The 25,993-nt window shown below is 64.4% G+C and carries 28 protein-coding genes; 15 read left to right on the top strand and 13 right to left on the bottom strand.

Annotated elements, in window-relative coordinates:
- The first annotated feature begins 237 nt into the window (after nt 1–237).
- Nucleotides 238–1,113, top strand: coding sequence for an AraC family transcriptional regulator (locus tag JNA92_RS21765; RefSeq protein WP_241806591.1), 876 nt, complete (start codon nt 238–240; stop codon nt 1,111–1,113).
- Here the strand turns inward: JNA92_RS21765 and JNA92_RS21760 are convergent.
- From JNA92_RS21760 to JNA92_RS21735, 6 genes are all read right to left on the bottom strand, one after another.
- The gene (locus tag JNA92_RS21760; RefSeq protein WP_241806590.1) at nt 1,110–3,500 is read right to left on the bottom strand and encodes a TonB-dependent siderophore receptor; all 2,391 of its coding nucleotides are present in this window, start codon (nt 3,498–3,500) and stop codon (nt 1,110–1,112) included. The two genes, JNA92_RS21765 and JNA92_RS21760, sit on opposite strands and share 4 nt — an antisense overlap.
- A 96-nt stretch (nt 3,501–3,596) precedes the next feature.
- Nucleotides 3,597–4,598, bottom strand: coding sequence for a FecR family protein (locus tag JNA92_RS21755; RefSeq protein ID WP_241806589.1), 1,002 nt, complete (start codon nt 4,596–4,598; stop codon nt 3,597–3,599).
- Entirely contained in the window at nt 4,595–5,092 is a 498-nt protein-coding gene (locus JNA92_RS21750; RefSeq protein ID WP_431312478.1) for an RNA polymerase sigma factor, read from the bottom strand. Before JNA92_RS21750 ends, JNA92_RS21755 begins: the two co-directional genes overlap by 4 nt.
- 55 nt (nt 5,093–5,147) lie before the next feature.
- Nucleotides 5,148–5,474 carry a DUF3325 domain-containing protein gene (locus JNA92_RS21745; RefSeq protein ID WP_241806588.1) on the bottom strand — a complete coding sequence of 109 codons (327 nt, stop codon included), beginning with the start codon at nt 5,472–5,474 and terminating at the stop codon, nt 5,148–5,150.
- Nucleotides 5,468–7,048: a PepSY-associated TM helix domain-containing protein gene (locus JNA92_RS21740; RefSeq protein ID WP_241806587.1), complete on the bottom strand. Its 1,581-nt coding sequence runs from the start codon at nt 7,046–7,048 to the stop codon at nt 5,468–5,470. The genes JNA92_RS21745 and JNA92_RS21740 overlap by 7 nt, the downstream gene beginning before the upstream one ends.
- Entirely contained in the window at nt 7,045–7,350 is a 306-nt protein-coding gene (locus JNA92_RS21735; RefSeq protein WP_241806586.1) for a DUF3649 domain-containing protein, read from the bottom strand. The genes JNA92_RS21740 and JNA92_RS21735 overlap by 4 nt, the downstream gene beginning before the upstream one ends.
- A gap of 274 nt (nt 7,351–7,624) precedes the next feature.
- Here JNA92_RS21735 and JNA92_RS21730 point away from each other — a divergent pair, with 274 nt between their 5' ends.
- A complete protein-coding gene (locus JNA92_RS21730) occupies nt 7,625–7,972 on the top strand; it encodes an HPF/RaiA family ribosome-associated protein (protein WP_241806585.1) in 348 nt (115 codons plus the stop codon).
- Nucleotides 7,973–8,040: 68 nt separating this feature from the next.
- Here the strand turns inward: JNA92_RS21730 and JNA92_RS21725 are convergent, their stop codons facing one another.
- Nucleotides 8,041–8,451 (bottom strand): response regulator, encoded by a 411-nt coding sequence (locus JNA92_RS21725; protein ID WP_241806584.1) that lies wholly within the window; start codon nt 8,449–8,451, stop codon nt 8,041–8,043.
- 55 nt (nt 8,452–8,506) lie between these two features.
- Nucleotides 8,507–8,683 carry a Flp family type IVb pilin gene (locus JNA92_RS21720; protein ID WP_241806583.1) on the bottom strand — a complete coding sequence of 59 codons (177 nt, stop codon included), beginning with the start codon at nt 8,681–8,683 and terminating at the stop codon, nt 8,507–8,509.
- 295 nt (nt 8,684–8,978) lie between these two features.
- Between JNA92_RS21720 and cpaB the strand changes: the two genes are divergently transcribed.
- Genes cpaB through JNA92_RS21680 form a run of 8 tightly spaced genes read left to right on the top strand, consistent with a single transcriptional unit; the run spans nt 8,979 to nt 16,402 of the window.
- Nucleotides 8,979–9,926, top strand: a complete 948-nt coding sequence (gene cpaB / locus JNA92_RS21715) for a Flp pilus assembly protein CpaB (RefSeq protein WP_241806582.1) — start codon at nt 8,979–8,981, stop codon at nt 9,924–9,926.
- Nucleotides 9,927–9,943: 17 nt separating this feature from the next.
- Complete coding sequence (locus JNA92_RS21710) at nt 9,944–11,203, top strand: type II and III secretion system protein family protein (protein WP_431312477.1); 1,260 nt, start codon at nt 9,944–9,946, stop codon at nt 11,201–11,203.
- Nucleotides 11,200–12,390 carry a pilus assembly protein gene (locus JNA92_RS21705; protein ID WP_241806581.1) on the top strand — a complete coding sequence of 397 codons (1,191 nt, stop codon included), beginning with the start codon at nt 11,200–11,202 and terminating at the stop codon, nt 12,388–12,390. The genes JNA92_RS21710 and JNA92_RS21705 overlap by 4 nt, the downstream gene beginning before the upstream one ends.
- Nucleotides 12,387–13,643: a CpaF family protein gene (locus tag JNA92_RS21700; RefSeq protein WP_241806580.1), complete on the top strand. Its 1,257-nt coding sequence runs from the start codon at nt 12,387–12,389 to the stop codon at nt 13,641–13,643. Before JNA92_RS21705 ends, JNA92_RS21700 begins: the two co-directional genes overlap by 4 nt.
- Nucleotides 13,640–14,521 carry a type II secretion system F family protein gene (locus JNA92_RS21695; RefSeq protein WP_241806579.1) on the top strand — a complete coding sequence of 294 codons (882 nt, stop codon included), beginning with the start codon at nt 13,640–13,642 and terminating at the stop codon, nt 14,519–14,521. Before JNA92_RS21700 ends, JNA92_RS21695 begins: the two co-directional genes overlap by 4 nt.
- 2 nt (nt 14,522–14,523) lie before the next feature.
- Nucleotides 14,524–15,411 (top strand): type II secretion system F family protein, encoded by an 888-nt coding sequence (locus JNA92_RS21690; RefSeq protein WP_241806578.1) that lies wholly within the window; start codon nt 14,524–14,526, stop codon nt 15,409–15,411.
- Nucleotides 15,412–15,421: 10 nt separating this feature from the next.
- The gene (locus JNA92_RS21685) at nt 15,422–16,123 is read left to right on the top strand and encodes a tetratricopeptide repeat protein (protein ID WP_241806577.1); all 702 of its coding nucleotides are present in this window, start codon (nt 15,422–15,424) and stop codon (nt 16,121–16,123) included.
- Nucleotides 16,124–16,138: 15 nt separating this feature from the next.
- Nucleotides 16,139–16,402 carry a DUF3613 domain-containing protein gene (locus tag JNA92_RS21680; RefSeq protein ID WP_241806576.1) on the top strand — a complete coding sequence of 88 codons (264 nt, stop codon included), beginning with the start codon at nt 16,139–16,141 and terminating at the stop codon, nt 16,400–16,402.
- A gap of 16 nt (nt 16,403–16,418) precedes the next feature.
- On the opposite strand, the gene JNA92_RS21675 is transcribed toward JNA92_RS21680, so the two are convergent.
- Complete coding sequence (locus tag JNA92_RS21675) at nt 16,419–16,853, bottom strand: prepilin peptidase (protein ID WP_241806646.1); 435 nt, start codon at nt 16,851–16,853, stop codon at nt 16,419–16,421.
- Between the two features lie 75 nt (nt 16,854–16,928).
- On the opposite strand from JNA92_RS21675, the gene JNA92_RS21670 reads away from it, so the two are divergent.
- Together JNA92_RS21670 and JNA92_RS21665 are read left to right on the top strand one after the other, a co-directional pair.
- The gene (locus tag JNA92_RS21670; RefSeq protein ID WP_241806575.1) at nt 16,929–17,369 is read left to right on the top strand and encodes a TadE/TadG family type IV pilus assembly protein; all 441 of its coding nucleotides are present in this window, start codon (nt 16,929–16,931) and stop codon (nt 17,367–17,369) included.
- Nucleotides 17,366–20,011 (top strand): PAS domain-containing sensor histidine kinase, encoded by a 2,646-nt coding sequence (locus JNA92_RS21665; RefSeq protein ID WP_241806574.1) that lies wholly within the window; start codon nt 17,366–17,368, stop codon nt 20,009–20,011. The genes JNA92_RS21670 and JNA92_RS21665 overlap by 4 nt, the downstream gene beginning before the upstream one ends.
- Here the strand turns inward: JNA92_RS21665 and JNA92_RS21660 are convergent.
- Nucleotides 19,996–21,951: a pilus assembly protein TadG-related protein gene (locus JNA92_RS21660; RefSeq protein WP_241806573.1), complete on the bottom strand. Its 1,956-nt coding sequence runs from the start codon at nt 21,949–21,951 to the stop codon at nt 19,996–19,998. The two genes, JNA92_RS21665 and JNA92_RS21660, sit on opposite strands and share 16 nt — an antisense overlap.
- A 173-nt stretch (nt 21,952–22,124) precedes the next feature.
- Between JNA92_RS21660 and JNA92_RS21655 the strand changes: the two genes are divergently transcribed.
- Nucleotides 22,125–22,415: a DUF3509 domain-containing protein gene (locus JNA92_RS21655; protein WP_241806572.1), complete on the top strand. Its 291-nt coding sequence runs from the start codon at nt 22,125–22,127 to the stop codon at nt 22,413–22,415.
- A gap of 3 nt (nt 22,416–22,418) precedes the next feature.
- Here JNA92_RS21655 and JNA92_RS21650 read toward each other — a convergent pair whose 3' ends face one another.
- The gene (locus JNA92_RS21650; RefSeq protein WP_039604338.1) at nt 22,419–22,889 is read right to left on the bottom strand and encodes a phosphate-starvation-inducible protein PsiE; all 471 of its coding nucleotides are present in this window, start codon (nt 22,887–22,889) and stop codon (nt 22,419–22,421) included.
- Between the two features lie 227 nt (nt 22,890–23,116).
- On the opposite strand from JNA92_RS21650, the gene JNA92_RS21645 reads away from it, so the two are divergent.
- Nucleotides 23,117–23,380 carry a YebG family protein gene (locus tag JNA92_RS21645; protein WP_241806571.1) on the top strand — a complete coding sequence of 88 codons (264 nt, stop codon included), beginning with the start codon at nt 23,117–23,119 and terminating at the stop codon, nt 23,378–23,380.
- Between the two features lie 28 nt (nt 23,381–23,408).
- On the opposite strand, the gene JNA92_RS21640 is transcribed toward JNA92_RS21645, so the two are convergent.
- Nucleotides 23,409–24,428, bottom strand: a complete 1,020-nt coding sequence (locus JNA92_RS21640; RefSeq protein WP_241806570.1) for a Glu/Leu/Phe/Val dehydrogenase family protein — start codon at nt 24,426–24,428, stop codon at nt 23,409–23,411.
- Between the two features lie 125 nt (nt 24,429–24,553).
- Here JNA92_RS21640 and JNA92_RS21635 point away from each other — a divergent pair, with 125 nt between their 5' ends.
- Entirely contained in the window at nt 24,554–25,360 is an 807-nt protein-coding gene (locus JNA92_RS21635) for a SirB1 family protein (RefSeq protein WP_241806569.1), read from the top strand.
- Here the strand turns inward: JNA92_RS21635 and maiA are convergent.
- A complete protein-coding gene (maiA, locus tag JNA92_RS21630; protein WP_241806568.1) occupies nt 25,354–25,986 on the bottom strand; it encodes a maleylacetoacetate isomerase in 633 nt (210 codons plus the stop codon). The genes JNA92_RS21635 and maiA overlap by 7 nt on opposite strands.
- Nucleotides 25,987–25,993 lie beyond the last annotated feature (7 nt).

Genomic DNA, 25,993 nt, shown 5'->3' with positions numbered 1-25,993 from the left:
ATTGCGGGGCACCATGCGGCCCATCGCCGACAAGTTGTCCTTCACAGGTTCGCCGCCGTGCTTGGAAGCGGCACTGGTGGGCGCTGGCTTGCCGGCGATCGAGGGCGCAGCCCTCGCCAGAGCCATCAGTGTTCGCTTCGGCCAGTGCTGTGCGCTTGCACAAACTTGCGCTTTTCAACGCCCAGGGAGCTGCCACCCCGGCGCATCGGCAGTACGATGGCAACAGAGGAATCGCCCATGACCCCACTGAACCAGCTGCACGTATTCAACGCCATGCATGCCTCGCCCCACGCCAGGCTGGAACTGAGCGCGCACCTGGGCGATGGGCTGGCTGCGGCACTGTGGAGCAACCGTGACGACGCCCGCGACTACCAGGCGCCCAGTCACCACACGCTGTCGTGCTACATCGCCCACGGCACGGGCACCTTTCGCCGCCAACGCCCCGCCGACAAAGGGGCGCCGGGCAAACTGTGCATCATGCCGGCCGGCCACGAGTCCAACTGGGTGGTCAATGGGCAGCTGCGCCTGGCGCACCTGTACATCAGCGAGGTGCAGTTCGCCCTGGGCTGCGTGCGCCTGCTCGACCGGGAACCGCGGGAGATGCAACTGCAGGAAGCGACGTTTCTCGACGACCCACGGCAGTCGATGCGTTTTCGCCAGTTGATCAGCCTGGCCTGGGAGGAGCCAGGCGAGCGCTTGCTGGCCAGCAGCCTGGCACACGAGATCGTCGATCACGCCGTGCTCAGCCAGGTGGGGCCGCGCCAGGGGTTACGCCTCAAAGGCGGGTTGGCACCGAACCTGCGCCGGCAACTGGTGGACTACATCGAGGCACACCTGGATCAGCCCATCACCCTCGGTGAGTTGGCCGTGCGTTGCAACCTCTCCGAGTATCACTTCGCACGCATGTTCCGCACCAGCTTCGGCGTGCCACCGCACCAGTATCTGCTGGCCCGCCGCTTGTATCGGGCCTGCCAGCTGCTGCGCCTGGGGCAGCTGCCGTTGGGAGACGTTGCGTTGCTGTGCGGGTTTGCCAGTGCCAGCCATTTCAGCAATCGCTTTCGCCAGGCAGTCGGCGCGACACCTGGCGATTATCGCGCCGCCTTCAGCCACTAGAACTCAAACGTACTCGACAGGCTCACCTGGCGTGCATCACCTATGGCGACGAAGTACTGGTTGACCGCCGAGCTGTAGTACACCTTGTCGAACAGGTTCTTCACGTTCAACTGCAGGCGCACGTTGTGCTCGTCCAGCTTGGTCTCATAGGTGGCGAAGGCATCGGCCACGGTGTAGCTGGGCAAGTCGAAGGTATTGGTCGAGTTGCCCGGGCGCTCGCCGACATAACGGGCTCCGGCACCGAAACGCAAACGGTCGCCGCCGAACAGGCTGCCGAAGTCGTACACCGCCGACAACGAGCCACTGTGCCTGGCCACGTTCTGCAGGCGGTTACCCTCGAGGTCCGGGTCCTTGGTCACCTTGGCGTCGGAGTAGGCATAACTGCCGATCAGGCTCCAACGCTCACTGAGCTGCCCGGTGAGGTCGAGCTCCACGCCTCTGGAACTGACCTCGCCCGCATTGCTGTAGACCGTATCGCCGGTACCGCTGTCGAAGTTGGCGACCAGCACGTTGCGTTTGGTGATGTCGAACAGCGCCAGGGTGCCGGTCAGGCTGCCGGGCATGTCGAGCTTGGCCCCCAGCTCCCACGATTTGCCCTCTTCGGGCGCAATCGACGAATCCAGCACCACGCCGCCGGTCAGCGGGGCAATGCTGGAGTTGGGCTTGAACGACTCGCTGTAACTGCCATAGAACGACAACTGTTCATCGACCTTGTAGACGATGCCGGCATGCGGTACCCAGGCCTGGCCACGGGTGTCGGTATTGGCCTTGAACGGCCGGCCGCGGCCAGCGTATTGGTCGTACTGCTGAAAGCGTGCGCCGGCCACCAGTATCCAGTGCTCATCCAGGTGCACTGCGTCCTGCAGGAACAGCGCGTCGGTGCGCAGCTTGTCGGTCTGGTCACTGTCGCTGGCGCGCACCGTGCTCCCCTCCACTTCCTGGCCGTAGACCGGGTTCACATAGCTGAAGGAGGATTGCGCGCTCTGCCGAATCAGGTCGCCGCGAAAGACCTTGCGGTCTTCGTGATCGATGCCCATCAGCAGGTCATGCTGCATACCGGCCAGCTCCAGATTGCCAGTGAGGCTGAGGGTGGCGAACTGGTCGCGACTCATGGCGTTGTGGGTGCCATCGATGCTGCGTGTGAGCGTGCCCTTGGTTTCGTTGACACCGGTCACGCGCACCTGGCTGGCGTCGTAAGTCTCGCGGTTGAAGCTGTAGCCAACGTGCAGCTTCCAATCGTCGGCCAACTGGTGATCGACCTCCAGGCGATACAGGTCGGAGCGGCCTTCCATGTCGTTGAAGGGTTCATCCAGGCGGCGCGTGGCCGGAATGTCCAGCGGGTGGCCGTTGCTGCCGAAGGCGGTGCCCCGGTCGAACGGGTAGAGAAATTCACGGTGCTCGTAGGCCAGCACCACCTGGGTGTCCTCGCCAAGCCAGGCCAGCGACGGCGCCACCAGCGATTCGCGGTGCACGCCATAGTTACGCCAGTAATCCTCGTCTTCATGGTCGACGATCAAGCGGTAGGCGAAGTGGCTGTCGCCCAGTGCCCCGGTGCTGTCGAAACCGCCGCCGCTGCCATTCTTGCCGCTGCCGTAGGTCGAGCCGCGCACGTTCAGGGCGTTGTACTGCTGCAATTGCGGGCGCTTGCTGACCACGTTGATCACCCCGCCCGGGTCCTGGATGCCATAAAGCAGCGAAGCTGGCCCCTTGAGTACCTCGACCCGTTCGGTGCTCGCATTGAGGCTACGGCCCTGCACCACGGGCATGCCGTCGCGCATGATCGAGCCGTCGCGGTTGTCGCCGAAGCCGCGCTTCATCACCGTGTCGGAGGTGCCACCGAAATTGTTGCCCTGGGTGATGCCGCTGACGTTGGTCAGGGCATCATCCAGGTTGCGCGGGGCCTGGTCGCGAATGACCTGGGCCGGGACCACGTTGATGGCTTGGGGGATATCCTGGGACGGGCCCTGGCCACGCATGATCGAGGCGCTGGCCGGCGGTTGGTAGCTGTAGGTGTCCATCTGCGAGGTCACCGTGGTGGCCTGCAGGTTGAGCGCACCGGAGGTGTCCACAGGTTCGAGCGTCAGCGTGCGGGCGTCGACCCGGCGCCACGTCAGGCCAGCATTGCCCAGCAACTGCTGCAGCGCCTGTTCGGCGCTGAACGTACCCTGCAGGGCCGGAGCCTGCACGGCAGGCAGTTCCAAGGTGTAGACCACGCTCTGGCCGGTGGCGCGGCTGAAGGCACTGAGCGCCAGGGGCAAGGGCTGGCTCGGCTGGGCGAACCTGTACAGTTCGAGCTGTTCGGCGGCGAAGATACCAGGGGCAGCAGCCAGGGCAGAAAGCGCAGAAAGACCAAGCCAGAGGGGGACGCAACGGTGGGTGAACTTCATGGACGCTGACCTGTGAGAGGGTGATGACTGCGAATGAATCGCACTTCCACTCATTACACGGATGTCACGTCCTGTTACCTCACCCGCTTTTGAACATTATTTTCCCGCGACCGACACTTGCCGGATGACCGTCAACCGGCCGAGAAGCGTCTGCCGCGAGAACCTCATCACCTTGCCCAGCGAGTCCAGCGCCACCAGTGGCTCGCGCACCGGGAAACTGCCGCTGACCTTGCGCTGCCCCAACTCGTTGTCGACCAGCACGATGCGCCCCGGGTAATAGCGCCCCAGGTCTTCGATCACCTGCGCCAAGGGCGCCTGGTAGTAGTTGACCCAGCCTTGGCGCCAAGCCAGACGGCTGTCGCTGTCCACACGCGCAGTCTCACCCGCCAGGCCTCGGGCATAGGCCAGTTGCTGGTTGGCCGTCAGCTCACGGGCGGCTTGCCCCTGAGCCGGCGTGACCGCCACTCGACCGTTGCGCACCGTGACCTGTGCACCCTCGGCCTGCTCCCGCACTTCGAACTCCGTGCCCAGCACCCGCACCTGGCCCCCCGCCGCCTGTACCACGAAGGGCTCACCGGTGTGCGTGACCTTGAAGAATGCAGCGCCATGCAACAGCCGCACCTGGCGCTGCCCGTGCTGGAAATCGACAGCAATGGCACTGCCCGCGTCCAGCGTCACCTGCGACTGGTCAGCCAGCGTCACCTGACGGATGGCGTCCGTGCTGCTGAAATCGGCTTGCAGGTCCTGCAGCCAGTACCCCGGGTGCCAGCCCCCCGCAACACCCACGGCCAGCACCAGGCATGCCGCCACAGCCAGGGCGCGGGCGCGGCGCCAGCGGGCCGGGACAGGCGCCTTGGGCATGGCATCCAGGTATCGCTGCAGGTCTGCGTGTTCTTCCTCGGCCAGGCGAGCCGCCGGCGCCGCAGTCTGGTGCCACAGCGCCTGGGCCTGGGCATAGGTTTCACGGTGCCTGGGGTCGGCCAGCAACCAGCGCTTGAACGCCCCACTCTGCGCAACCTCAGGCTGCTCGTTGATCGTGGCCAGCCAACGCAGCGCTGCTTGCGACGGGTCAGCAGTGGTCAAGTCTGAACGGCTCATCGACGGGCGCTCCCTGGCCTGGCCATCGGGGTCGCGGGCTCGGCAACACTGGCCTTGCACGCTTGGAGGGCGCGCATCATATGCTTTTCCACGGCACTCTGGGACAGCTGCATGGCCTTTGCGATCTCGCCATACGTGCAGCCGTGTATGCGGTTGAGCAAAAAGATCTGCCGGGTGCGCTCAGGCAAGGCGCGCAGCGCTGCTTCAATGCGCTGCAGGTCATGGTTGACCTCCAGCGCCTGCTCCGGTGCCTGGGCCAGGCATTCACCCAGGGGCAGCGACGCTTCGGCGATACGCTCGCGGCTGCCTTCACTGCGCAGGTGGTCGATGGCCAGATTCCCGGCGCAGCGCAGCAGGTAGGTGTCCAGCGCCTCTACCTTGACCTCGGGGCGACGCCAAAAGCGCAAGAACAGCTCCTGGACCAGGTCCGATGCCGTGGCGCGGCAGCCCACTCGACGGCTGACCAAGGCTTCCATGCGTGCGCGCTGGGCCATGAAGACCTGCACGAAACGCGCGCGAGTGCCGTCGCTGTCAGGCTCGATCAAGGCATCATCCGCCAGACAGGATCAATAGCGGGCCCACTATCAGGCTGATCGCCGCCAGCCCCAGCAGCACGCGCGGCTGGTAAGGCAAGGCGAAGACCCACAGGGTCACCCCGGCCATCGACACAGCGACCCACTCCACCACGCCATGCGCCCACCCACGCAGGTGCACCGACAGCGCCAGCGATGCCAGCAGCAACGACCAACCCGCCACGCGCAGGCTACGCAACTGGCCAGCGGCAGGCTTGCGCCCGAGCAGGTCGTTGAAGTGCCTTTCCATCGCCAGGCACAAGGCAGCGAAGCCGGCGAAACCGATCAGGGCGACGCTCAGCATCCGTTCACCTCGACCGTTTCAGCCGTTGCCCTGGCCACCCGGGGCTCACGCTTGGCCACAGCCTTCGGGGCACGCAGCATCTTGCCTGCGGCCCAGGCCAGGAACAGACCGGTGCCCAGTGCCGTGAGGTCCAGCCCGGCCATGGCCCAGTCGCCGGCGGCCAGGCTGTGGTTCAGGCCCTGGCCGGTGGTCAGTGCATTGAGCAACGGCAGCAGGGCAAAGGCCAGCGCCCCAAGCCCCAACTGCTCGACCCAGGCGCGACGCCCGGGACGCAGCACGGCATGTACCAGCGACAACAGCCAGACCACGAAGAACGTGTTCACCTCCCAGTCCGCCCGGCCTTGCAGCGCGGCAGGCAGCAAGCGGTTGGCCCAGAAAAAGCCGGCCACCGCGAGCAGCAGGCCACTGATGCTGGCAATGTTGAGCACCTCGACCAGGCGCAGCTCGGCGGGCATGCGTTCGCGCTTGGCATGCTTGAGCTGGCGCTTGCCAAACCACATCACCAGGCCCGTGCCGATCACCGCAGTACCGGCCACCCCGAACACGAAGTACAGCCAGCGCAACCAGGGCCCGGCGAAGTTGCCCATGTGCAGGCCGACGAAACTGAACGAGGTCATCATTGCAGCGCTTTCCGGTGCCCCTTGGCTCAGCAGTTCGCCCGTGCTGCCGTCGAACATCCAGTTGGCGCTGCGCTTGTAGGCGATGCTGTCGGCCGAAGCCTGGGCGAAGCTCACGCGAGCGTTGCGGTCGCCCAGGTTGTGGACCTGGATGTATCCCATGCGGGCTCCGGGGGCCTGCGACTGAACCTTGGCATACAAGCTGGCCAACGGCACCAGTGGCGCAGCGACGTTGGCCACCTTGGGCACGTCCTCACGGCCGAACAGGTCGTTGAAATAGCCGTTGGTATTGCCCCCATAGCTGGCCATGATGCTGGCCGGCATCACCATGTACATGAAGATCACCAGGCTGCTGTAACTGATCATCAGGTGGAACGGCAACACCAGCACACCGATGGCGTTATGCCCGTCCAGCCACGAGCGCTGACCCTTGCCGGGGCGGAAGGTGAAGAACTCTTTGAAGATCTTCTTGTGGGTGATGATCCCGGTGACGAGGCCGAGCAACATGATGAAGGCGCAGAAGGTCGCCAGCCAGCGCCCCCAGGGATAGGGCATCTGCAGCTGGAAGTGGAAGCGGTAGAAGAATTCGCCGCCGCGGCTGTCGCGGGCCTCTACGGGCTGCCCGGTCTGGGCGTCGAGTTGCTTGCTGACAAAGCCACGGCGCCCGCCATCTGGGTCACGCCAACCGACGCTCAACGCGGCTTTGCGCTCGCTGGGCAAGCGGATCATCCAGTTGCCGGAATGTGCCGCGTTGGCCTCCAGGTAGCGCTGAGCCAGGCCCAGGCTCGCCACCGGGTCGAGTGCGTGGCGGCGGACTTCAGGCTGTGTCCAGTGGCTGATCTCTTCCTTGAAATACGACAGCGTGCCGGTCAGGAAGATAGCGAATAGCAGCCATCCGAAAATAAGCCCGGTCCAAGTGTGCAACCAGGCCATCGCCTGGCGGAAACCATCCTTCATGGGTTTCTCAGCCAATAGGCGAACCCGCTGATCAGCGCCAGCAGCAGGCTCGGCAGCAACACGCCCAGCCAGGCAAGCGCGGCGCTGCGACAGGCGAAACACCAGATGAAGGCCAGCAGGTAGAAGACGAACGACAACATCATGCCGGTCATGGCCGCGTCGACTTGCGGCAACGGCGCCAGCAGGGTGATGCAGACGCTGGCCATGGACGCCAGCAGGTATCCGCCCAGCACCGCAGCCAGGCAGCGTGAGGTCACGGCCAGGCGGTAGCTCAGGGGCAGTCCGGCGGCATTGCGCTTCATGGCGGTGGTCCGGGAAACGTTGGGATTGCAATAGTAATGATTTCAATTCGCATAAGCAAAGTCTGAAAGGCCACAGGGTTTTGAGCAGGCCTTCGCTCGTCAAGGGCAGCCCAGTAGCCTTTGCGATGCCAATTGCAACAGAACATTTATTTTCACGAAGGGCTTGAATTCAGGCTTCGGTTGCCTGACCTTAGAGTCAAGAGGCGAAGCATTACCAAGGGCCTCAAGGGCCTAGGCACGCCTCCATGCGAGCAAGCTGAATAAGGATTGAATCATGCAAATCCAGGTCAACAGCAGCAACCATATCGAAGGCAACATCCGTCTCAACGAGTGGGTCCGCAGTACGCTGCAAACCACGCTCGAACGTTACGAGGAGGACCTCACCCGCATCGAGGTGCACCTGCGCGACGAGAACGGCGCCAAGCCCGGACCGCATGACAAACGCTGCCAGATGGAGGCTCGCCCCAAAGGCCATCAACCGATTTCCGTGACCCATACCGCCGCTTCGCTGGACCAGGCTGTGGATGGGGCAGCCAGCAAGCTGAACAATGCGCTGGATCATTTCTACGGCAAGCTGCGCAGCAAGCGCGGTGTACTGGAGCTCAATGACCCAGACGCCTGATCCTTGCCAGTAACCAGAACGCCCGGCCATGTGCCGGGCGTTTTCGTTTCTGCTTTCGCTGCGTGGAGTCAGTACTTGGCAACCTGCAACAACGGTTGCGGGAACAGGTTGTCCAGTGTCTCCAGCAACCGTGCGTAATAGATGGGCTTGCGGAAGAAGTCCAGCACCTGCAGGCGCAGCAGGTCGCTGAGGTCGTCTGCACCGGCGTGGCCCGACATGACGATCACCGGCAAATGCTGGCGGGCCGTATGGTCGCGCAAGCGCTGGATCAAATCGATGCCGCTTTCCTCCGGCATGCGCAGATCAGTGATGACCAAGGCAACGTCCGGATACCGGGTGAGCAGTTGCAGTGCAGCTTTCACCGAGCCTGCCGTATGGCAGTAGTACCCCTCGCTCTCGAGAAGTTCGGCCAACTCAAGTAGATGCTCTTGCTCGTCATCGACCAGAAGAATCTGCTGACGCGAGGGCGAGTTCTGCATGTGCGGCTCCTGGACACCTGGCCCGGTGAGGCGTTGAACATCGTAGGGTTAGGGATTAAAGAGCCCCCTGGATCGCGGTGAACATCGCCGTGATCTGGGTCGAGATGGGCGTGACGAAACCCGCCAGCACCACCGCCACCATTGCCGCGATGACCGCGTACTCGATGCCCGAAGCGCCGTCTTTGCGACGCAAGAATTGTTTGCAGTGAAGGATGACCTGTTTCAGCAACATGACCAGCTCCTTGCGGCGACATCGCCGGCGACAATGGTGTCAAAGTGACGCCTGTTTGCCATCAAAGGATTGCCAAGCTGGCGCCGTCCGCAAATATAAAAAAGCATTAGTCAACAGGTGATAATCCAAAAGCATTAAAGCCGTCGATTTCATCAACTGATTGTTTTAATTGATTTTACATTCGGGCGTGAAAAAAACGCCTGCGTCTAATGGCGAATGGCGATGGGTGGGCTACCGTGCAATAGCGAAATAGTAACTTTTTGCCACCACCCGACCATGTGCACGGAGGCCAGACATGAGCAGTCGCTTGACCATGATTCTGGCTGCAGTTTTCCTGATCGGCGCACTGCTGGCAGGCTATTGGGGCGTGGTGCTCAGCCGCCCTGCTGCACCACCCCAGCCAGTAGCCCCTGTCGCCGAACAGCCGGCAGCCGTGGTTGCCGCGCCCACCCCAAAACCGCCCGAGCCCCAGCGCTTCCCTATCGTCGTGCTGCGCAAGGCGCTGCCGGCCAATACGCCTCTGACTGCAGACGACGTGCTGCTCGAGCGCTTGCAGGTGGTGCCTGACGGGGCCTTCCAGCACGTAGACCAGGTGATCGGACGCAGCAGCGCCAGGCCACTGGCGGCAGGTAGCTGGCTGGACGAATCGAGCTTCCAGCCTGGCGGACCGCTGGCACGGATGATCCGCGCCCACGAACGGGCCGTGGCGGTCGGCGTGGACGAAGTGGTCGGCGCAGCCGGGCAACTGTACCCAGGTGATTTTGTCGACGTGCTGCTGTACCTGCGCGAAGAGGCCAACAACCCACAATCCTCTGCCCAGGTGGTGTTGCCGGCCCTGCGCGTGCTGAGCGTCGGCGAACAGATGGGCGTTACCAATGACGGCCGCCCGGCACTGACCGCCGAGGAACTCAAGGCCCGACGCGAACAGGCGCGCCCAAGCAACCCGGCCAGCACCCACACCGTGGTGCTGGCCGTTCCTGAAGCCTTGGCCAGCCGCCTGATGCTGGCAGCCCAGGTCGGCACCCTGCGCCTGGCCGTGCGCAGTGCCGCCGAGCAGCGGCTGGCCCGCTACTGGGCCGAAGCGGATAGCAAGCCTCAGGTAGAAACCATCAACCGCGAACTCTTTCGGTTCAGCCAGCTTTCCCAGGCCCCGTTGGCCAAAACCGCCTCAACCGCTGCAGCCGTTGCGAGCATGCAGATCATCCGTGGCGCACAGGCCGCGGACGCCAACAAGACCCCCTGACAAGGCAAGGATGCAGTATGCGCAGTTCCGAGCGTTGCAGTGCAAAACGGTTCGCCAGCCACACATGCCTGGCCTTGCTCATGATGGCGCTGTTGCCGCACGCCGATGGCGCCAGCAAAGGCTGCGAAGCCTTTGCCCAACTGCCTTCAGTGATCGAAATCGATCAAGGCCTGCAGCAAGAATTGCGCTTGCCGCTGGCAATCACCCGGGCTGCCGTCGGCGACCCCAACGTTGCCGATGTGCAACCCAGCGGTGACCGCGCCGTACTGGTGACCGCCGTGGGCCAGGGCAATACCACGCTCATGCTGTGGACGGCCTGCGCCCCCGCGCCACACCGGGCCATGCTGTTCGTCAACGGCCAGGCCAGCGCCGCCATGGCCGAAACGGGCCTGCCACCGTCGCTGGATCCGGCGTTGCCGAGCCAGGTGCAGGCCGATATCCGCTTCGTCGAGGTGCGCCGCACCAAGTACAAGGAAGCCGGCGCCCGCCTGTTCTTCAGCGGCTCGAACAACAGCCTGATCGGGTCGCCGGGCACCGTGCCAGGCACATCGGTGACGCCGGGCGCCGTGCCTGTCACCTCGCCGCAGATCCCGCTCGACGACGGCGTGTTCAACATTGTCTGGGGCGGCGGCAGCAGCCGTTTCCTGGCAGCCATCAATGCACTGGAGAACAGCGGCTTCGCCTACACCCTGGCGCGCCCCAGCCTCACCGTGCTCAGCGGCCTGACGGCAAGCTTTCTGGCCGGTGGCGAGATACCGATCCCGGTACCCAGCGCCGGCAGCGACAACGTCTCGATCGAGTACAAGGAGTTCGGTGTGCGCCTGGCCCTGACGCCGACCGTGATCAGCCGCGACCGCATCACCCTGAAGGTAGCGCCTGAGGTCAGCGAGCTGGATTACACCAACGCGGTGACCATTGCCGGCACGAGCGTACCGGGGCTGAGCATACGGCGCACCGATACCAGCATTTCCCTGGCCGATGGCGAGAGTTTCATCATCAGCGGCCTGGTCGGCAACAACACCCGTTCGGCCGTGAACAAACTCCCCGGACTGGGCGACCTGCCGATCCTTGGCGCGTTCTTCCGGCAATCGACCCTGGAACGTGAGGAAACCGAGTTACTGATGATCGTCACCCCGCATCTGGTTCAACCGCTGGCGGCCAATGCCCGCCTGCCGGAACTGCCCGGTGAAGGGTTGCGCACCTACGACCCCAGCTGGGGCCGGCTGTTCTTCATGGAAAACGGCAACTTCGATGGCCAAAGCGGGTTATCACGATGAACGAGAGCCTCAACCAGACCTTTCTGGGCATCACCCGCAACGAAGAAGACCTGCAGTGGCTGCAGAGCGCGCTGGCCCCCCAAGGCCAGGTGATCGGTGCCAGTGGCGGCAGCCTCGACGAGCTGCTGGCGCTGATCAATGCGACGTTCAGCACCTTGGTGTTCATCGGCCTGGACCGTGAGCAACTGGTCAACCAGTGCGCACTGATCGAAGGCGTGCTCGAGGCCAAGCCGCTGCTTGCGATCGTCGCCCTGGGTGATGGCATGGACAATCAGCTGGTGCTGCACGCCATGCGTGCCGGCGCCCGCGATTTCGTCGCCTATGGATCGCGGGCCAGTGAAGTGGCCGGGCTGGTCAGGCGCCTGGGCAAACGCATGCCCACCGTCACCAACAACCCCAGCCTGGGCGGCCTGACCGTGCTGTACGGCGTGCAGACCGGTGCCGACGGTGCGCTGCTGACCACGCATCTGGCGCGGGTGGTCCAGGAAAGCGGCCAGCAGACCCTGCTGCTGGACCTGGGCATGCCACGTGGCGACAGCCTGGCGCTACTGGGGCTGGAGGCGTCGTTTTACTTCGGCGATGCCCTGCGCCACCTGCGCCGGCTCGACACCACCCTGATCGACAGCGCTTTCACCCGCGACAAGAAAGGCCTGCGCCTGCTGACCTTCGCCGAAGATGACGAACCTCTGCGCAAGACCAGTGCCGCCGAGCTGTACATGCTGCTCAGCGCACTGCGCCAGCACTTTCAGCACATCGTCGTGAACCTGACCGGGCATGCCGACAGCGAGGCCCTGCGCACCATCATCAGCCATTGCGACAAGCTCATCATCTATACCGACCAGAACATCCTCGACTGCCGGCGCAACCTCGAAGTGCTGGAGCTGTGGCGCGATCATGGCATCAAGCTGGAGCATGCCAGCCTGCTGGTCGACCGCTACCTGAGCAATGTCGCGCCGGATGCCGAGAGCTTGGCCAAGCGCTACGGCCTGCCCCTGCTCAAAGTCATGCCTGACAGCCCCGAAGTACGGCTGAACGTGAAAAACCAGGGCCTGAGCCTGTTCGAGCTGGCACCGCGGGAAAACCTGACCCAGGCCCTGCGCGGCCTGGGTGAGCGCTTGGCGCAGCGCTCGGAGAACCTTGCGCCACCGGCCTTTACCTGGCTGCGCCGGCTATGGGGTAGCAAATGAACGGCGACCAACCCTTCGGCGGCCCTCACCATGCCTCGGGCGACCCTTATGCGCTCAAGCGTGCACTGCACCGTTTTGCCATCGATGCCATCGAAGACAGCGGCCGCAACCTGCTCGAAGGCGCGCGCCCGGCACTGACGCAATTTGTCCTGGAGCAGGTGAGCGATTACGTAGCCCGCCTGCGCCTGGCGATGTCACGCTATGAAATGGAGCGCCTGGCCGAAGAACTGGTCGATGAGCTGACCGGGTTCGGGCCGCTGGAGGTGCTGCTGCGTGATGCCAGTGTCACCGAAATCCTGGTCAACGGACCGCACAGGGTGTTCGTCGAGCGCGGCGGACAACTGCAACAGACTGACCTGCGTTTCATCGATGCCCACCACGTCGAGCGCGTCATGCAGCGCATCCTCGCACCGCTCGGAAGGCGCCTGGATGAATCGTCGCCGATGGTCGACGCGCGCCTGCCCGACGGCAGCCGGGTCAATGCGATCATTCCACCGGTGGCCTTGGACGGCCCCTGCCTGTCGATCCGCAAATTCCGCCAGGACATGCTCAAAAGCGCCGACCTGCTCGCCACCCGTGCCATCGACCAACCTATCTTCGACTTCCTCGAACGCGCCGTGGGCCGGCGCTGCAACATCCTGGTCAGCGGCGGCACCGGCACCGGCAAGACCACCCTGCTGAACATCCTCAGCCAGATGATCGCCCCACGCGAGCGCCTGGTGACCATCGAAGACGTCGCCGAACTGCAACTGCACCATCCCCACGTGGTACGCCTGGAAACCCGCCCGCCAAATGCCGAGGGGCATGGCGAGATCAAGGCCAGCGAGCTGATCCGCAATGCCCTGCGCATGCGCCCGGACCGTATCATCCTCGGTGAAATCCGCGGTACCGAGGTGCTGGATGTACTCACGGCGATGAACACCGGCCACGATGGCTCGATGAGTACGGTGCACGCCAACACCGCGCAGGACGCCTTGCTGCGCCTGGAAACCCTGGTTGGCCTGAGCGGGCGGCAAATCGCCGAGAAGACCTTGCGGCAGATGATCTGCGCGGCACTGGACGTGGTGATCCAGCTGGCGCGCCTGCCCGACGGGCGCCGCTGCGTCAGTGAAATCCTGGAAGTGGTCGGCGTGCGTGATGACGTGTACGTGACCAGCACACTGTTCCGCCTCGACCGCCGCGGTGGCGACGTGTTTCTACGGGAGGCGCCGAACCCCGCGGGGAGCAAACTGCGCCATGAAGGTGTGCAATGACCGGCCCCCTGCTGCTGGCGCTGGCGCCCCTGTTGCTGGGCGTCTCCCTGATGCTGTTTCGCCTGGGCCTGTACAAGCGCAGCGAACAGCGCATTCTCCAGCGCCTGGGGCGGGCCTTTGAGTTGGCCCGCAGCGCCAACGCACGGCGCGGCTGGCTCGAGCCGCTCTTGCAACGGGCCGGGCTTGGCGCCACCGACTGGCAACCGCAGCGCTGGCTGCTGGCCTGGCTGGGCCTGGCGCTGGTGGCGCTGCTGGGCGCCGGGTGGGTGGCCGCGCTGATGGTGCTGGTGAGCCTGCCGCTGCTCGGCTATTTCACCCTCAGCTGGCTATACCGGCGGCGTGTGCAGCAGCTTGTCGCGCAACTGCCCGCACTGCTGGACTACAGCGTGCGCAGCCTCAAGGCCGGGCGAACCCTCAATGATGCGCTACTCGGTGGTATCGACGGCTCGCGCGAGCCGCTGCGCTCGACCATGACCCGGATACGGCGCAGCGTGCAGCTGGGCGTACCGCTGGACGATGCGGTCAACGAAATGGCCGGGCTCTACAACCAGGATGAGTTGCGCCTGTTCGCCATGGGGCTGCGCATCAACCAGCGCTACGGCGGCAACACCAGCGAGCTGATGGAGAACCTGATCAAGCTGATCCGCGAGCGCGAACAAGGCAGCCGCCAGCTCAAGGCGATGACCGGCGAAACCCGCATCACAGCGATGATCCTCGGCGCCTTGCCGCTGTGCATGGTCGGCTACTTCCTGATGGCCAACCCGCAGTACCTGCTGACCCTGTGGCAAGACAGCGGCGGCCAGATGATGTTGCTGCTCGCCTTCGCCCTGCAGGTGGTCGGCTGCCTGGTGCTGTGGCGCATGATGAGGAGCCTTTGACCATGGCCTTGTTGCTTTGTGCCGTGTGCCTGTTCATCGCCGCCGGCTTGCTGGGCTTGCAGGCGGCCCGTCAGCTGCGTGCCCGTTACCTGGTCACGCGCAGGCTGCAGGGGCGGCTGGCGCGCGAGGAGCGCCTGGGGAACTGGCTGCACTGGCTGGGCAACAGCCCCTTGGGGCAGCGCCTGCAGAAACTCGACGGTGAAACCCAGGCCTTGCTCGACCGGGTCGGCTGGCGCCGCAGCCGCCAGCGGGCGCTGTTCGCTGCCCTGCAACTGGGGCTGCCGCTGGTGGCGGTCGTCCTGACCTTGATCCTGCAGCAAGCCGCACTGGGCGGTGCGGGCACACACTGGCTGGTCTGGCCGCTGTTTGCCTTGGGTGCCAGCTACCTGTTGCCCAAACGCTTGCTGGCGATGGCCGCCCGGCAGCGCCAGCAACGGGTCGCCCTGGAAGTCAGCCTGATGATTCCGCTGCTGCGTATTCTGTTCGAGACAGGCCTGGCCGTAGAGCAGGCGTTGCGGGTGCTGAGCCAGGAAGGCCAGGCGCTGCTACCGGAAATCAGCGAAGAGCTACGCCTGGTGCTGCAACGGGTGGACTCGGGCCTGGCGCTCGGCCCGGAACTGGACAAGACCGCCCGCCTGTTGGCCGTGGATGAATTCATCGATACCTGCGTAATCCTTCAGCAGTTGCTGGTACAGGGCAGCGGCGCGATGAAGTCGCTGCTCGCACTCAAGGATCTGCTCGACGACCGGCGCCTGACACGCATGCAGGAGCGGGTTTCGAAGATGTCGGCAAAGATGTCGGCGGTGATGATGGTATTTCTCTTCCCGGCACTGCTCATCGTCCTGGCCGGGCCGGGTTTTTCCGCCTTGACGCGGGCCTTGGGGCCCTAGGGAGTAACGGATGAAAGCGACCCTGTTGTTCACCGGCCTGCTAGTGCTGACGGGATGCGCCGGCCAGCAGCCTGGCGGGCTCGGGCAGTGGTTCGGCACCTCAAGCTGCGCTAAGCCGGACGCCGACCAGCAACTGGCACTGAACCTGGCGGACGAGATGCTCAACGATGGCCGCCCGCACGCCAGCCTGGCGCACCTGGAGCAGTTGCCCAACACCCTTGACCAGGTACGCTTGCGCAAGGCCAGGGTCTCGCGCCTGCTGGGGCGCAGCGAAGCAGAACCGCTGTACCGCAGCTTGCTCCGCGGCTGCCTCGCGGCCGAGGGTGAGCATGGCCTGGGCCAGCTCGCCTCGGCCCGCGGCGATGACGTGCAGGCCTTGCAGAACCTGCAGCGCGCGGCACGGCTGGCACCGACCGATGAGCGCATTCGCAATGACCTGGGTGTAGTGCTGATGAACCTGGGCAGGTATGAACAGGCACGCTTCGAATTCCTGACCGCCATCGAGCTCAAGGAGGGCAACGCGCTGCCCGCCGTCAACCTGGTGACCTTGGCGCTGCTGCAAGACAACTGGCAGCAAGCCACCGACCTGGTCGGCCGCCTGCGGCTCAAGCCGGCGCAGTTCGCCCAGGCCCAGGCCCGCGCCAGCCAGATCAAAGCCACCGGGCGCGGGCCGGTAGCCTCGGCCGGTGGCGAACGTGTGATGGTCAACTGAGCGAAGGAGAAGGTCATGATCAGGTATGTGATGCTGCTGGCCTGCTGCACCGGTTTCTCCACGGCCTGGGCAGAGGATTACCCACGCCAGCAACCGCCTGCGCAAACGGCGACCGAAGCGCTGCTGCGGGTGCAGTCCAGTGGCGAACAGGCGTCCAACCGCCTGCAGGTGCAGACGGCGCGCGAGCGCGACCTGTCCAAGCAGCGCTGGCTGGAAACCTACAAGTACGCCATTCCGGATTTCTATCGCTGGACCAAGGTGACCGAGTCCAACAACTGACCAGGCCAGGGCACGCTCAGTGCAGGCACACGCAGGCCAGCAAAAAGCCCACCAGCACAAAGGGCGCAAATGGCTGCGTTTCAGGCGCCTGCCCTGCCCTGCGCCGCGTCCCGCGTCGCAACAGCGCCCAGATAAGCATGGAGCCCCCGGCACCGATGAACGTACCGAGCACGTAGGCCTGGCTGGTGGCCAACCCCAGCGCGCCGAGCAACTTGACGTCACCGGCACCGAAACGCCCCATCATGTAGCCAGGCAATGTGAGCAGCAACACGCTCGCCAGTGCCCAGCCGGCATCACTGGCCCGGGCGCCGATCCAGCTGTGCCCGGTAGCCACCAGCCATACCAGCGCACAGGCTGCCACCCCCAGGGTCAGAAGGTTGGAAATCTGCCGTTCGCGGACATCTTGCCCGCTGCACACGGCAAGCCACAGCAGCAAGGCGATACTGGATATTGGCAATTGGCCATCCCTGTTCGTCGAAGGCTTCTATGCTGTAACTCAGGACTCCTCGTCAGGGTAGACGCAATCATGCAAGCAGGCCCGCCAGCACGGCAAAAAGGCGCAGCAGCCATCGAGTTCGTCGCCGTCTTCATGATCTTTTTCACCGTGTTCTACGGCCTGGTCAGCTACACCTTGCCAATGCTGATGCTGCAGTCGTTCAACCAGGCCAGCAGCGAGGCCGTACGCCGCTGCGTGGCCCTGGACCCGAGCAGCGAAAGCTATGACGACGATGTGCAGGCGCTTGCCCACGCCGTGATCCGCGAGCAGTTGGCCTGGATGCCCGAGGCACTGGACTTCCAGCCGGCCGATGCACAGGTGAGCGTGGATGATGACAAGCTGCTGAAAGTGACGATCAATTATCCGAAAAGGAAACTGCACAACGTATTGCCGATGCTGGTGATACCGCTGATTGGCGAAGTGCCCCGCTTGCCTGAGAGCTTGCGGGCCGAAGCGAGCCTGCAACTGTGAGCGGCCTGTTCGATCGCTGGCTGGGCAGCCCAGCCGCAGAGCCTGCCGCGCAGATGCCGCAGGCGGTGGGCCTGCAGGTGTGGCTGGACGATCACGGGCACGTGCTGCGCCTGGCCGGGCCCTTGCGCACGCTGCTGGCCGTACCTGCCCACGCCCAGGCGCGAATACACGACTACCTGTATCGGCACAGCTGGCTGGCCCTCGAAGGTGTGCCTGCCGATTGGCAATGGCAAGCGCTGGACCTGGATTTTCACACCGTGCACGGCCACGCCCTGCAGACCCGCGGCTGGCTGCAACACCAGGCGATCGGCTGGATGCTGCAGCTGTTCGATATCAGCGACCTGCTGCGCCAAGGCGCTCAGCAGGAGCAGTGGCTGACCCAGCGCCAGCTGGCCGCAGAGGTCGGCCAGGCCGTGCGTGACTGCAGCGAAGCGTGGCTGACGCAGACGACCGCCGAGCAACTGCTGCGCCTGGCCGAGCACTGGCACGCCGGTTCGGTACGCCTGATGTTGGCGGACCAAGCGCGCTGGCGCGCCTATACCTGCAGCGAAAACGACTGGCCTTGGCCCGATGACCAACGCCTGCAGCCGTGGCTGCAGGCGCTTCCCGCCCACTTTCAGCAGGTCGCGCCGGACTTGCCGCACTGGCGAGCGACGTGCGCTGGGTTACCGCTGTTCCTTGTGCCTTACAGCCACGGCCATGAAGTTCAGGCCTGGTTGCTGTGTGCGGGCGCGCCGTCGGTACCTGCGCCAGAGGCGGCCAAGGCGCTGTTGCAAGCCTTGCTCGAACCGCTGCTGGCGCGCCTGCGGCAACACCAGTTGCAGCAGCGCTCGCGCCATCTGGACGAGTTGCAACAGCAACTGGGCGCAGGCTGGTGGCAATGGCCCGGTCAAGGGCTGCTGCAGTTCGATCCGGCCCTGGCCGCCAGCCTTGACCTGCCTGCTACGGTAAGCCTCGAGCAATGGCTGGCGCGCCTGCATCCGGCTGATCGGGAGGCTGCGCAAATGGCCCTGGAGCAACTGCGCCACGGTGCTGCATTGAGCCTGAACGTGCGCCTGCTCGCAGCCGACAGTGCTGCCGCGCCGCGCTGGCTGCACTGGGTCGGGCAGTTGCACGGCGGGCAGGGGCAAGGCTTTGTGCTCGACATCAGCGCACTGAAAGCCCAGGAACTTCAGGCCAGCGCCGCGCGCGCCCGGCTGGAGAACCTGATCGCCAGCTCGCCTGCGGTGATCTATATCCAGCGCTGTAGCGAGGGCGCGCTGCACAGCGAATTTTTCAGCGCCAGCCTGACGCCGATGCTGGGCTGGCCCAAAGAGAGCGAACTGGCGCGCCAGCCAGGCCAGGCGGTACACCCGCACGACCAGGCACTGTGGCTTGAACGAACACGTACGCTGCTGCGCGATGGCCAGGTACGCAGCCGCTATCGCCTGCGCGATCAACTGGGTGGCTACCACTGGGTGCTGGACGAAGCCCGCCTGTTGCGTGACGACCTGGGCCAGCCGGTCGAGGTGGTCGGCCTGTGGCTCGATGTCAGCGAAGCGACCGAAGCTGCCGAGCGTGTGCGCCAGAGTGAGGAACGCTACCGGGTACTGGTGGAGGATTCTCCCGCGATGATCTGCCGCTACACCCCGGACCTGCAATTGCTGTTCGGCAACCGGCCGCTCGCCGACCAGCTGGAGTGCGCCCCTGAGCAATTGCGCGAGATGAACCTGGGCCAATGGATGTCAGAAGCCCAGCGCCTTGCATTCCTGCAGCGCCTGGCCGCGCTGACCCCCGAGCAGCCGCTGGGCAGCGCGGAGATCTGCCTGCAACTGCCAGGGCACAGGCATGCCTGGTGGGTGTGGGCCGAGCGTGGGTTGTTCGATGAGCAGGGCCGGCTGCTGGAAGTGCAGGCAGTGGGGCGCGACAACACGCAGGTCAGGCATAGCCAGCAACAACTGATGCAGGGCGCGAAGATGGCCACGCTCGGTGAGTTGGCGACAGGGCTGGTGCATGAAATCAACCAGCCGCTGAACGTGATGCGCCTGGCCATCGCCAATACCCTCAAGCGCGTGGAAAGCGGAGCGCTCGACGTCGAATACCTGCAAGGCAAGCTGCAGCGCATCGATGCACAGGTGGGGCGTGTGGCCAGGCTGGTGGAGCATATGCGCACCTATGGGCGGCGCTCTGCGCTTGAGCACCAGGTGTTTGCGGCGTGGACTGCGGTGGATGGCGCAGTAGCGTTGCTGGGTGAAGGGTTGCGCGGCAAAGGTGTCGCCTTGCAGATCGAAGCGCCGGGCTTCTGCCCGGAGGTGCAAGGGCATGAGGACCAGCTCGAGCAGGTGCTGATCAACCTGATGGTCAACGCCCGGGATGCGTTGCTCGAGCGTCAGGTGGTCAGCCCCCGAATCGGCATCTGCCAGCGTATCGAGCAAGGGCAACTGTGCCTGCAGGTGGACGACAACGCCGGGGGTATCGACCCGCGTCTGATCGCGCGCATCTTCGAGCCGTTCTTCACCACCAAGCCTGCTGGCGTGGGTACCGGGCTGGGGTTGTCGGTGAGCTTCGGCATCGTCGAGGCCATGGGTGGCAGGCTCGAAGCGCTCAATGGGGCTGACGGCGCCTGCTTCCGGGTATTGCTGCCCATCTACAACATCAACTGAGCTCGGCCGGTGGCGCAACTGAGGTTGGCACCGACGTCGGTATTGACCAGGTCGATTCCCAGCACCTTCAACAGCACATTGACCAAGGGGTCGAGCAGCGGGCTGAGCAGCCCGCTTATCAACGGTTCGATGATGCCTTTGACCACACCGAGCACGTTACCGGCAATCACCAACACCTCGCCAAGGCCACTGTTGGCACTGGGTTTGAAGGCCTGGAGCTGGACGCCCAGCAAGGTATCGCTGAGGCTGCCGACCACATTGTCATTGGCGGGGCGCATGTTCATGTAGGCCGCGGGCTGGCCGATGTTGGGCGGTTCGCTGCCCGGCCCCTGGAACACCAACGGGCGCTCTACCGGGCCACTGCCCAGCAGTTTGCTGTCGACCCGCAGGCCAAGACCACCACCGGCGTAAGGTATTCGGCTTTGGCAGGTGCCGAGTATCAGCAACTTGGTGCAGCGCTTGGTGCCGATATCGACCAATGGCAGGGCCTTGACTACGGTCGTGCCGCTGGTGAAGAACGCATCAGCGGATTCGAAGCGGCCCACCGCCAGCTTGGCGGCAGCGCTCTGAGCCTGAACGGTCAAACGCTTGGGCGAGCACCTGAACGTGTCAGGGGACTGCGGGTCGAGGCGCGCCGTGGCTTCGGCGACCTCAAGGCCAATGTCCAGCTCAAGCCTGTCTGGCACGAGCACGATGTCGGTGACAGTGCACGGCACACCCAGCAGACACAGCACCGACTCCAGTGTCGACGCCAGGTTCAGGCTGAGCAGGTTATTGAGCACGTTGGTCAGCGGCGAGACAAGGTCGAGCACCGCATTGGCCAAGCCGAAAACCCCGCTGAGCAGCGGCAGGTCGAGGGAAATCATCGCCCGTACCTGAGCGGTGTGAACCCTCAGTTCATCCGTACGCGGGTCGCCGACCGCCGAGACCTGTTGCGGCTCGATCACCTTCAGCCGCACCCGACCGTTGACCAGGCCGAGCACGCTGAGCGGCAAGTCGGCAGTGGCTGCGCTTTCGCTCGCCGCCAGCTGGATCACCCCCTGCACCAGCTGCAGCAGCTGGATGCTGGCGTCCAGTCCTGCTTGGGCAGTACCGTTCTGAATATCGAGAATCTCGCCCAGTTGCAGCAAGGTGCTGTTGCCGGCACCCAGGGCGACCTTGCCCAGGTTGGTGACGACATCGGCGGCGGCGCCGCTTTGCTCAAGCACCTTGACCGCCGCTTCCAGCAATTGTGTGGCGGTGGCGTCGGCATTGACTAGCTGCTGGTAGTCGCCGACGGTCAATTGCAGGTCGACAGCCAACTGGTCGAGGTAATCGAGCAGGTTGAGGTCGGTTGCGGCGATGCCGTTCCAGCCCGCCAGGCCAAGCTGCACGTTGCCACCCAAGGCGCCGAGCAAGCCATCGAGCAACACCGACTGTTGCGAGTTCACCGTAGCCAACGTAGTGCGAATGCTCAGCATGGCCTGTGGCGGCGAGGGTTTCGATGCCACAGCATGGGCCTGCAAGGTCGTGGTCAGCGGCACCTCCCCCCCTTGGGTCAGCAGGTAGATGCCGGCGGCGAAACTGGTGGTGACGGTGTTGCTGACATCGACCCTTATCGCTTCGTTACGGGTGTTGTCATGGGTGAAGGTGCGCAGGCTGTTGGCACCGGTCTGCAGGTAACCGCAGCTGGCCACCACCGGGCTGCCGGGCGTGTGGCCGTTGCGGGCCGCGGCGATGCTGGCAATGGCCGTGGCCTGTGGGCCATTGCCGGTGCACACGGCAGACTGGCCAGCAGCCTCCAGCGCGGCCATGTCGGCGATACGTTGCAACTTGCGCTGTTCAAGGTAAAGACGGCCGCTGTCCACCGCTACCAGCATGAACAACAAGGCCAGCGCCAGTGTGGTAACCGCCATCAGGCCGATCGCGCCACGCTGCCGGGCAGCGGAAGAGGGAACCACGGGCACTCCTTTGCAGGCCAGAGGCCAGCCATCGCGGCTTTGGTCAAAAGAGTGTAGCCACACTAGTGGCTAATTGCCTTGCCCTGTTGATGCCAGGCTACCGATCAAATGCCCTGAACCAACCCGGCACCTACCCGGTCAATTCCTGCAATCACCTATTGCAGGCCCAGACCATGAACAATCCATTCGAGCAGATCAGCGCCGCCTTCGCCCCCGAGTACCGCGTCAACCTGAGCATCGAGCGCCTGGACGGCAGCATCATGCTGACCTTGTCCGATGATGCCGGCGTGGTCGCCAAGCGCCTGATCACCCAGGCCCAGCGCAACGACCCGGTGCGCCTGCAGCGGGTCATCGACAGCATACGCCTGGGCCTGGCCATCGAACTGGGGCAGAACCCTTTGCAGGTGCTGGCCGCCCTCACCCGCGACCCGCGCCAGCAGCCAAGTCACGCCATCGCCAACTGACGGCTACTTGCCGTCCTCCACTGCCTTGCCATTGGCGTCCAGCACCTTGGTCGAGGGGTAACGGTAAGAGGCGTAGCGCACCACCAGGATCGAAAACGCCAGCAGCAGGATGCCCCCGCACAGGTACAGCAGCCCCTCATCCGGCGCCTTGTGGTGCGACACATCACCGATCAGCAGGCGCGTCAGCGCGGTGATCGCCACATACAGCAGGAAGCGGATAGGCATGTGGTTGGTCTTGAAATAGATCCCGACCATCGCCCCGAGCTCCAGGTAGATGAACAGCAACAGAATGTCATCGACGCTGATGCCACCCTTGCCGAGCATGTCCAGGAACGTCATCACCGCCGCGTAGGCGGTAATGGCGCCGATGCCGAACAGGGCAAGGTAGTGGAACCCTTCTACACACAGATTGCCCAGCGAGTCGGCCGAGCCGTGCAGGCCCTTGCGCAGCTTTTCTGCCCATTTGATGTTCACGATGTGCGATTCCCCGATACGACATGAAGGATGGTGCGTCACGCATGTGACGCTTGTGCCATGCAGTTAAAGGGCCAGGCCCCTGCTTTGGAAGGCGGCCAATTGCCGCAAGGCACCTGTGGGCTACGCTTTTTTGCGGCAAGGGTTGCACCTGAGGTACGATTGCCATTACTGTATGCGCATACAGTAATCGATCAACCAACCGCAAAAAGGCACAGAGGTGATGAATGGCCGTCGAAGTGGTGTACCGCAGCAGCCGCGACCCGGAGCGCTTGTTCATGGATAAGGCCGAAGCAGATCGTCACGACAAGATGCTCGAACTGGCCGAGCGCCTGGCCGAGGTGCTGCAGAAGGCGGTGCCTTCGCTGACCGAGCAACAGGTCGAGGAAGCCGGCATTTACATGGCGAAGAACCGCGACGTGTTCGCGCGGGCATTCAAGAGCCAGCCGGACGCCTTGAGTGAGTTGTTGGACACTGACGCTGCCCAATGATCTACGGCGGCAGGGCCGCCGTGCAGTGTCAGCCGTATAGCAACCGCTCGGCCAGCATCTGCGCCACGCGCGCTGGGGAGCGCTTCTCGGCCTGGGCGTGGGCAAACACCTCGGTCAGGCGCGTCGGGATGCGCGCCAGGTGCGCGGTGATGGTCGCCAATTCTTCGCCGCGGTGCTTCATTGCCACGTAGATCAAACCACCGGCATTGATCACGTAGTCCGGGGCATAAAGAATCCCGCGGGACTCCAACTGGTCAGCCACCTGCAAGGTGGTCAGCTGATTGTTCGCCGCCCCGGCCACCGCAGCACAGCGCAGTTGCATCACCGTCTGGCCATTGAGTACCGGGCCCACGCCACACGGCGCAAAAATGTCGCAGGGCGTACTGATCAAGGCGTCGTTGGTCACCGGATGGGCGTTGAACTGCTCCACGGCCAGCCGCACCCGACCGGGGTCCAGGTCACTCACCAGCAACTCGGCACCTGCTGCGTACAATTGCTCGGCCAGTGCATAACCCACGTTGCCCAGGCCTTGCACCGCAATGCGCAAGCCTTTGAGGTCACTGCTGCCCAGGCGGGCCAGGCAGGTCGCACGGATGCCGGCAAACACGCCCATCGCCGCATGCGGCGAGGGGTCACCCGAGGCCGTTGTGCTGGTCACATGGGGCGTGCTCTGGGCGATGCAATCCATGTCCAGCGTGGAGGTGCCGCTGTCCACAGCGACGATGAAACGCCCCTGCAGGGTATCGATGCAGTGCCCCAGCGCCTCGAACAGTGCCGCGCGGTTTTCCACGTGCGGGTTGCGCATGACCACCGCCTTGCCACCCCCCAATGCCAGCCCGGCCAGCGCCGCCTTGTAGCTCATGCCTTGCGCCAGCCGAATGGCATCGGCCATGGCACTCTCGTCGTCTGCATAGGGCAGGTAACGGCAACCACCCAGTGCCGGGCCGCGAATCTCGTTATGAATGGCCAGAACCGCCTTCAGGCCGGTTTGGGGGTCATTGAACAGGTGCAGTGACTGGGTGCGGGTGCTTTGCATCAGCGCGAACATCGGCGGGCTCCCCTGCGAGGTGCTCCTAGCAGTATAGGCATCCGCATGCAGGCCAAGCTGCTACCGGACCACTGGACGAATCACCCCGCCAGCGCTATTACTCAAGGGTATGTGGAGATGCCCCGATGAACCCACGCCAAGCCTGCCTGGCCTGCCTGGAACGCGAACCGGTCGCCTTGCTGGAGGCTGCCTTGTGGATGGCCGCCGAGCACGATCACCAGGTCGAGCCTGCCACCAGCCTTGCCAGCCTGCACCACCTGCAAGCCGAAATCAGTGCCAGCCTGCCGATGCTGCCGGTGTGCGAGCTGGCCCAGCCACTGCTGCGCCAACTCAATGCGCTGGGCTTCCAGCAGGATGAATACCACCCTCTGCGCCCGCAGGCAGCACTGATGGACAAGGTTTTGCAACGCCGCCGGGGCCAACCGCTGGCGCTGGCCATCATCACCCTGGAACTGGCCCGGCGCCTGTGCATAGCGCTGGAGGGTGTGGCATTCCCAGGGCACTTTCTGCTGCGCGTACCCGGTGCCGATCACCTGCTCGACCCTTGCGGTGGCCGGCGCCTGTACCCCAATGATTGCCGCGAGTTGCTGGCCCGCCAGTTTGGCCCGCACGTGCCACTGACAGCCGAGCACCTGCGAACGGCTACCCCGGCCCAGATGCTGCAGCGCCTTTCGCGTAATTTGCGCCAGTTGCATATCAGCAATGACAACCACCTGGCCGCGCTGATCGACGCCGAACGGGTCATGCAATTGGGCCCGGTGCAAGTGAGCGACTACATGACCCGCGCCTCGCTCTACCAGCACCTCGATTGCCCCCAGGCCGAACGCTTCGACCTGGAGCATGCCTTGCTGCTCACCGAGGATCCGGTGCAGCGCCTGAAACTGACCGAACGTATCGGCCAGTTACCGCTGGCCAAGCGTTCGATTCATTGAGCCGGTGTATCCGGCTGGCAGGACGGGTGCGCCATGGCGAATGCAGCATGCCTGGCGGCCAATGCCATGACCCGGCGGATGCGCGGATAGCTGCCAAGGTCGACATTGAATCGCTCGGCCGCATACAGTTGCGGCAGCAGATAGACATCCGCCAGCCCCGGCGCCTCACCAAAGCAGTAGCCATCGTCGCCGATCAGTTGCTCTACAGCCGCCAGGCCTTGGCCAATCCAGTGGGCGATCCACTGGTTGACCTGGGCCTCGTCATGGCCCAACTGGCGTAACTGGTTGAGCACACTGACGTTGTGCAACGGGTGGATGTCGCAACCGATGATGGCCGCCACACCGCGCACCTTGGCCCTCGCTGCAGCGCCACTGGGCAACAGCGCAGGCTGTGGATAAACCTCTTCCAGGTACTCGATGATCGCCGGCGACTGCACCAGCAGCTGGGCATCGTCGGTACGCAGCGCCGGTACCCGGCCCTGCGGGTTCACCGCTGCATACTCGGTGCCGCGCTGCTCGCCCTTGAGCAGGTTGACCGGCAGGGCCTGGTAATCCAGGCCCTTGAGCGCCAACGCGATACGCACCCGGTAGGAAGAGGTGGAACGGTAGTAGGTGTACAGCTCCATTACCCTG

Origin of the sequence: Pseudomonas putida (assembly GCF_022627325.1) — a bacterium.
Lineage (GTDB): Bacteria > Pseudomonadota > Gammaproteobacteria > Pseudomonadales > Pseudomonadaceae > Aquipseudomonas > Aquipseudomonas putida_X.
The sequence above is the reverse complement of the archived record's forward strand: the minus strand, read 5'-3'. Positions and strand labels throughout refer to the sequence as shown.

Bases quoted from the DNA above. Each gene is read 5' to 3' on its own strand.
- JNA92_RS21765 (WP_241806591.1), top strand. From the start codon at position 238: ATGACCCCACTGAACCAGCTGCACGTATTCAACGCCATGCATGCCTCG.
- JNA92_RS21760 (WP_241806590.1), bottom strand. From the start codon at position 3,500: ATGAAGTTCACCCACCGTTGCGTCCCCCTCTGGCTTGGTCTTTCTGCG.
- JNA92_RS21755 (WP_241806589.1), bottom strand. From the start codon at position 4,598: ATGAGCCGTTCAGACTTGACCACTGCTGACCCGTCGCAAGCAGCGCTG.
- JNA92_RS21750 (WP_431312478.1), bottom strand. From the start codon at position 5,092: ATGGCCCAGCGCGCACGCATGGAAGCCTTGGTCAGCCGTCGAGTGGGC.
- JNA92_RS21745 (WP_241806588.1), bottom strand. From the start codon at position 5,474: ATGCTGAGCGTCGCCCTGATCGGTTTCGCCGGCTTCGCTGCCTTGTGC.
- JNA92_RS21740 (WP_241806587.1), bottom strand. From the start codon at position 7,048: ATGAAGGATGGTTTCCGCCAGGCGATGGCCTGGTTGCACACTTGGACC.
- JNA92_RS21735 (WP_241806586.1), bottom strand. From the start codon at position 7,350: ATGAAGCGCAATGCCGCCGGACTGCCCCTGAGCTACCGCCTGGCCGTG.
- JNA92_RS21730 (WP_241806585.1), top strand. From the start codon at position 7,625: ATGCAAATCCAGGTCAACAGCAGCAACCATATCGAAGGCAACATCCGT.
- JNA92_RS21725 (WP_241806584.1), bottom strand. From the start codon at position 8,451: ATGCAGAACTCGCCCTCGCGTCAGCAGATTCTTCTGGTCGATGACGAG.
- JNA92_RS21720 (WP_241806583.1), bottom strand. From the start codon at position 8,683: ATGTTGCTGAAACAGGTCATCCTTCACTGCAAACAATTCTTGCGTCGC.
- cpaB (WP_241806582.1), top strand. From the start codon at position 8,979: ATGAGCAGTCGCTTGACCATGATTCTGGCTGCAGTTTTCCTGATCGGC.
- JNA92_RS21710 (WP_431312477.1), top strand. From the start codon at position 9,944: ATGCGCAGTTCCGAGCGTTGCAGTGCAAAACGGTTCGCCAGCCACACA.
- JNA92_RS21705 (WP_241806581.1), top strand. From the start codon at position 11,200: ATGAACGAGAGCCTCAACCAGACCTTTCTGGGCATCACCCGCAACGAA.
- JNA92_RS21700 (WP_241806580.1), top strand. From the start codon at position 12,387: ATGAACGGCGACCAACCCTTCGGCGGCCCTCACCATGCCTCGGGCGAC.
- JNA92_RS21695 (WP_241806579.1), top strand. From the start codon at position 13,640: ATGACCGGCCCCCTGCTGCTGGCGCTGGCGCCCCTGTTGCTGGGCGTC.
- JNA92_RS21690 (WP_241806578.1), top strand. From the start codon at position 14,524: ATGGCCTTGTTGCTTTGTGCCGTGTGCCTGTTCATCGCCGCCGGCTTG.
- JNA92_RS21685 (WP_241806577.1), top strand. From the start codon at position 15,422: ATGAAAGCGACCCTGTTGTTCACCGGCCTGCTAGTGCTGACGGGATGC.
- JNA92_RS21680 (WP_241806576.1), top strand. From the start codon at position 16,139: ATGATCAGGTATGTGATGCTGCTGGCCTGCTGCACCGGTTTCTCCACG.
- JNA92_RS21670 (WP_241806575.1), top strand. From the start codon at position 16,929: ATGCAAGCAGGCCCGCCAGCACGGCAAAAAGGCGCAGCAGCCATCGAG.
- JNA92_RS21655 (WP_241806572.1), top strand. From the start codon at position 22,125: ATGAACAATCCATTCGAGCAGATCAGCGCCGCCTTCGCCCCCGAGTAC.
- JNA92_RS21645 (WP_241806571.1), top strand. From the start codon at position 23,117: ATGGCCGTCGAAGTGGTGTACCGCAGCAGCCGCGACCCGGAGCGCTTG.
- JNA92_RS21640 (WP_241806570.1), bottom strand. From the start codon at position 24,428: ATGTTCGCGCTGATGCAAAGCACCCGCACCCAGTCACTGCACCTGTTC.
- JNA92_RS21635 (WP_241806569.1), top strand. From the start codon at position 24,554: ATGAACCCACGCCAAGCCTGCCTGGCCTGCCTGGAACGCGAACCGGTC.
- maiA (WP_241806568.1), bottom strand. From the start codon at position 25,986: ATGGAGCTGTACACCTACTACCGTTCCACCTCTTCCTACCGGGTGCGT.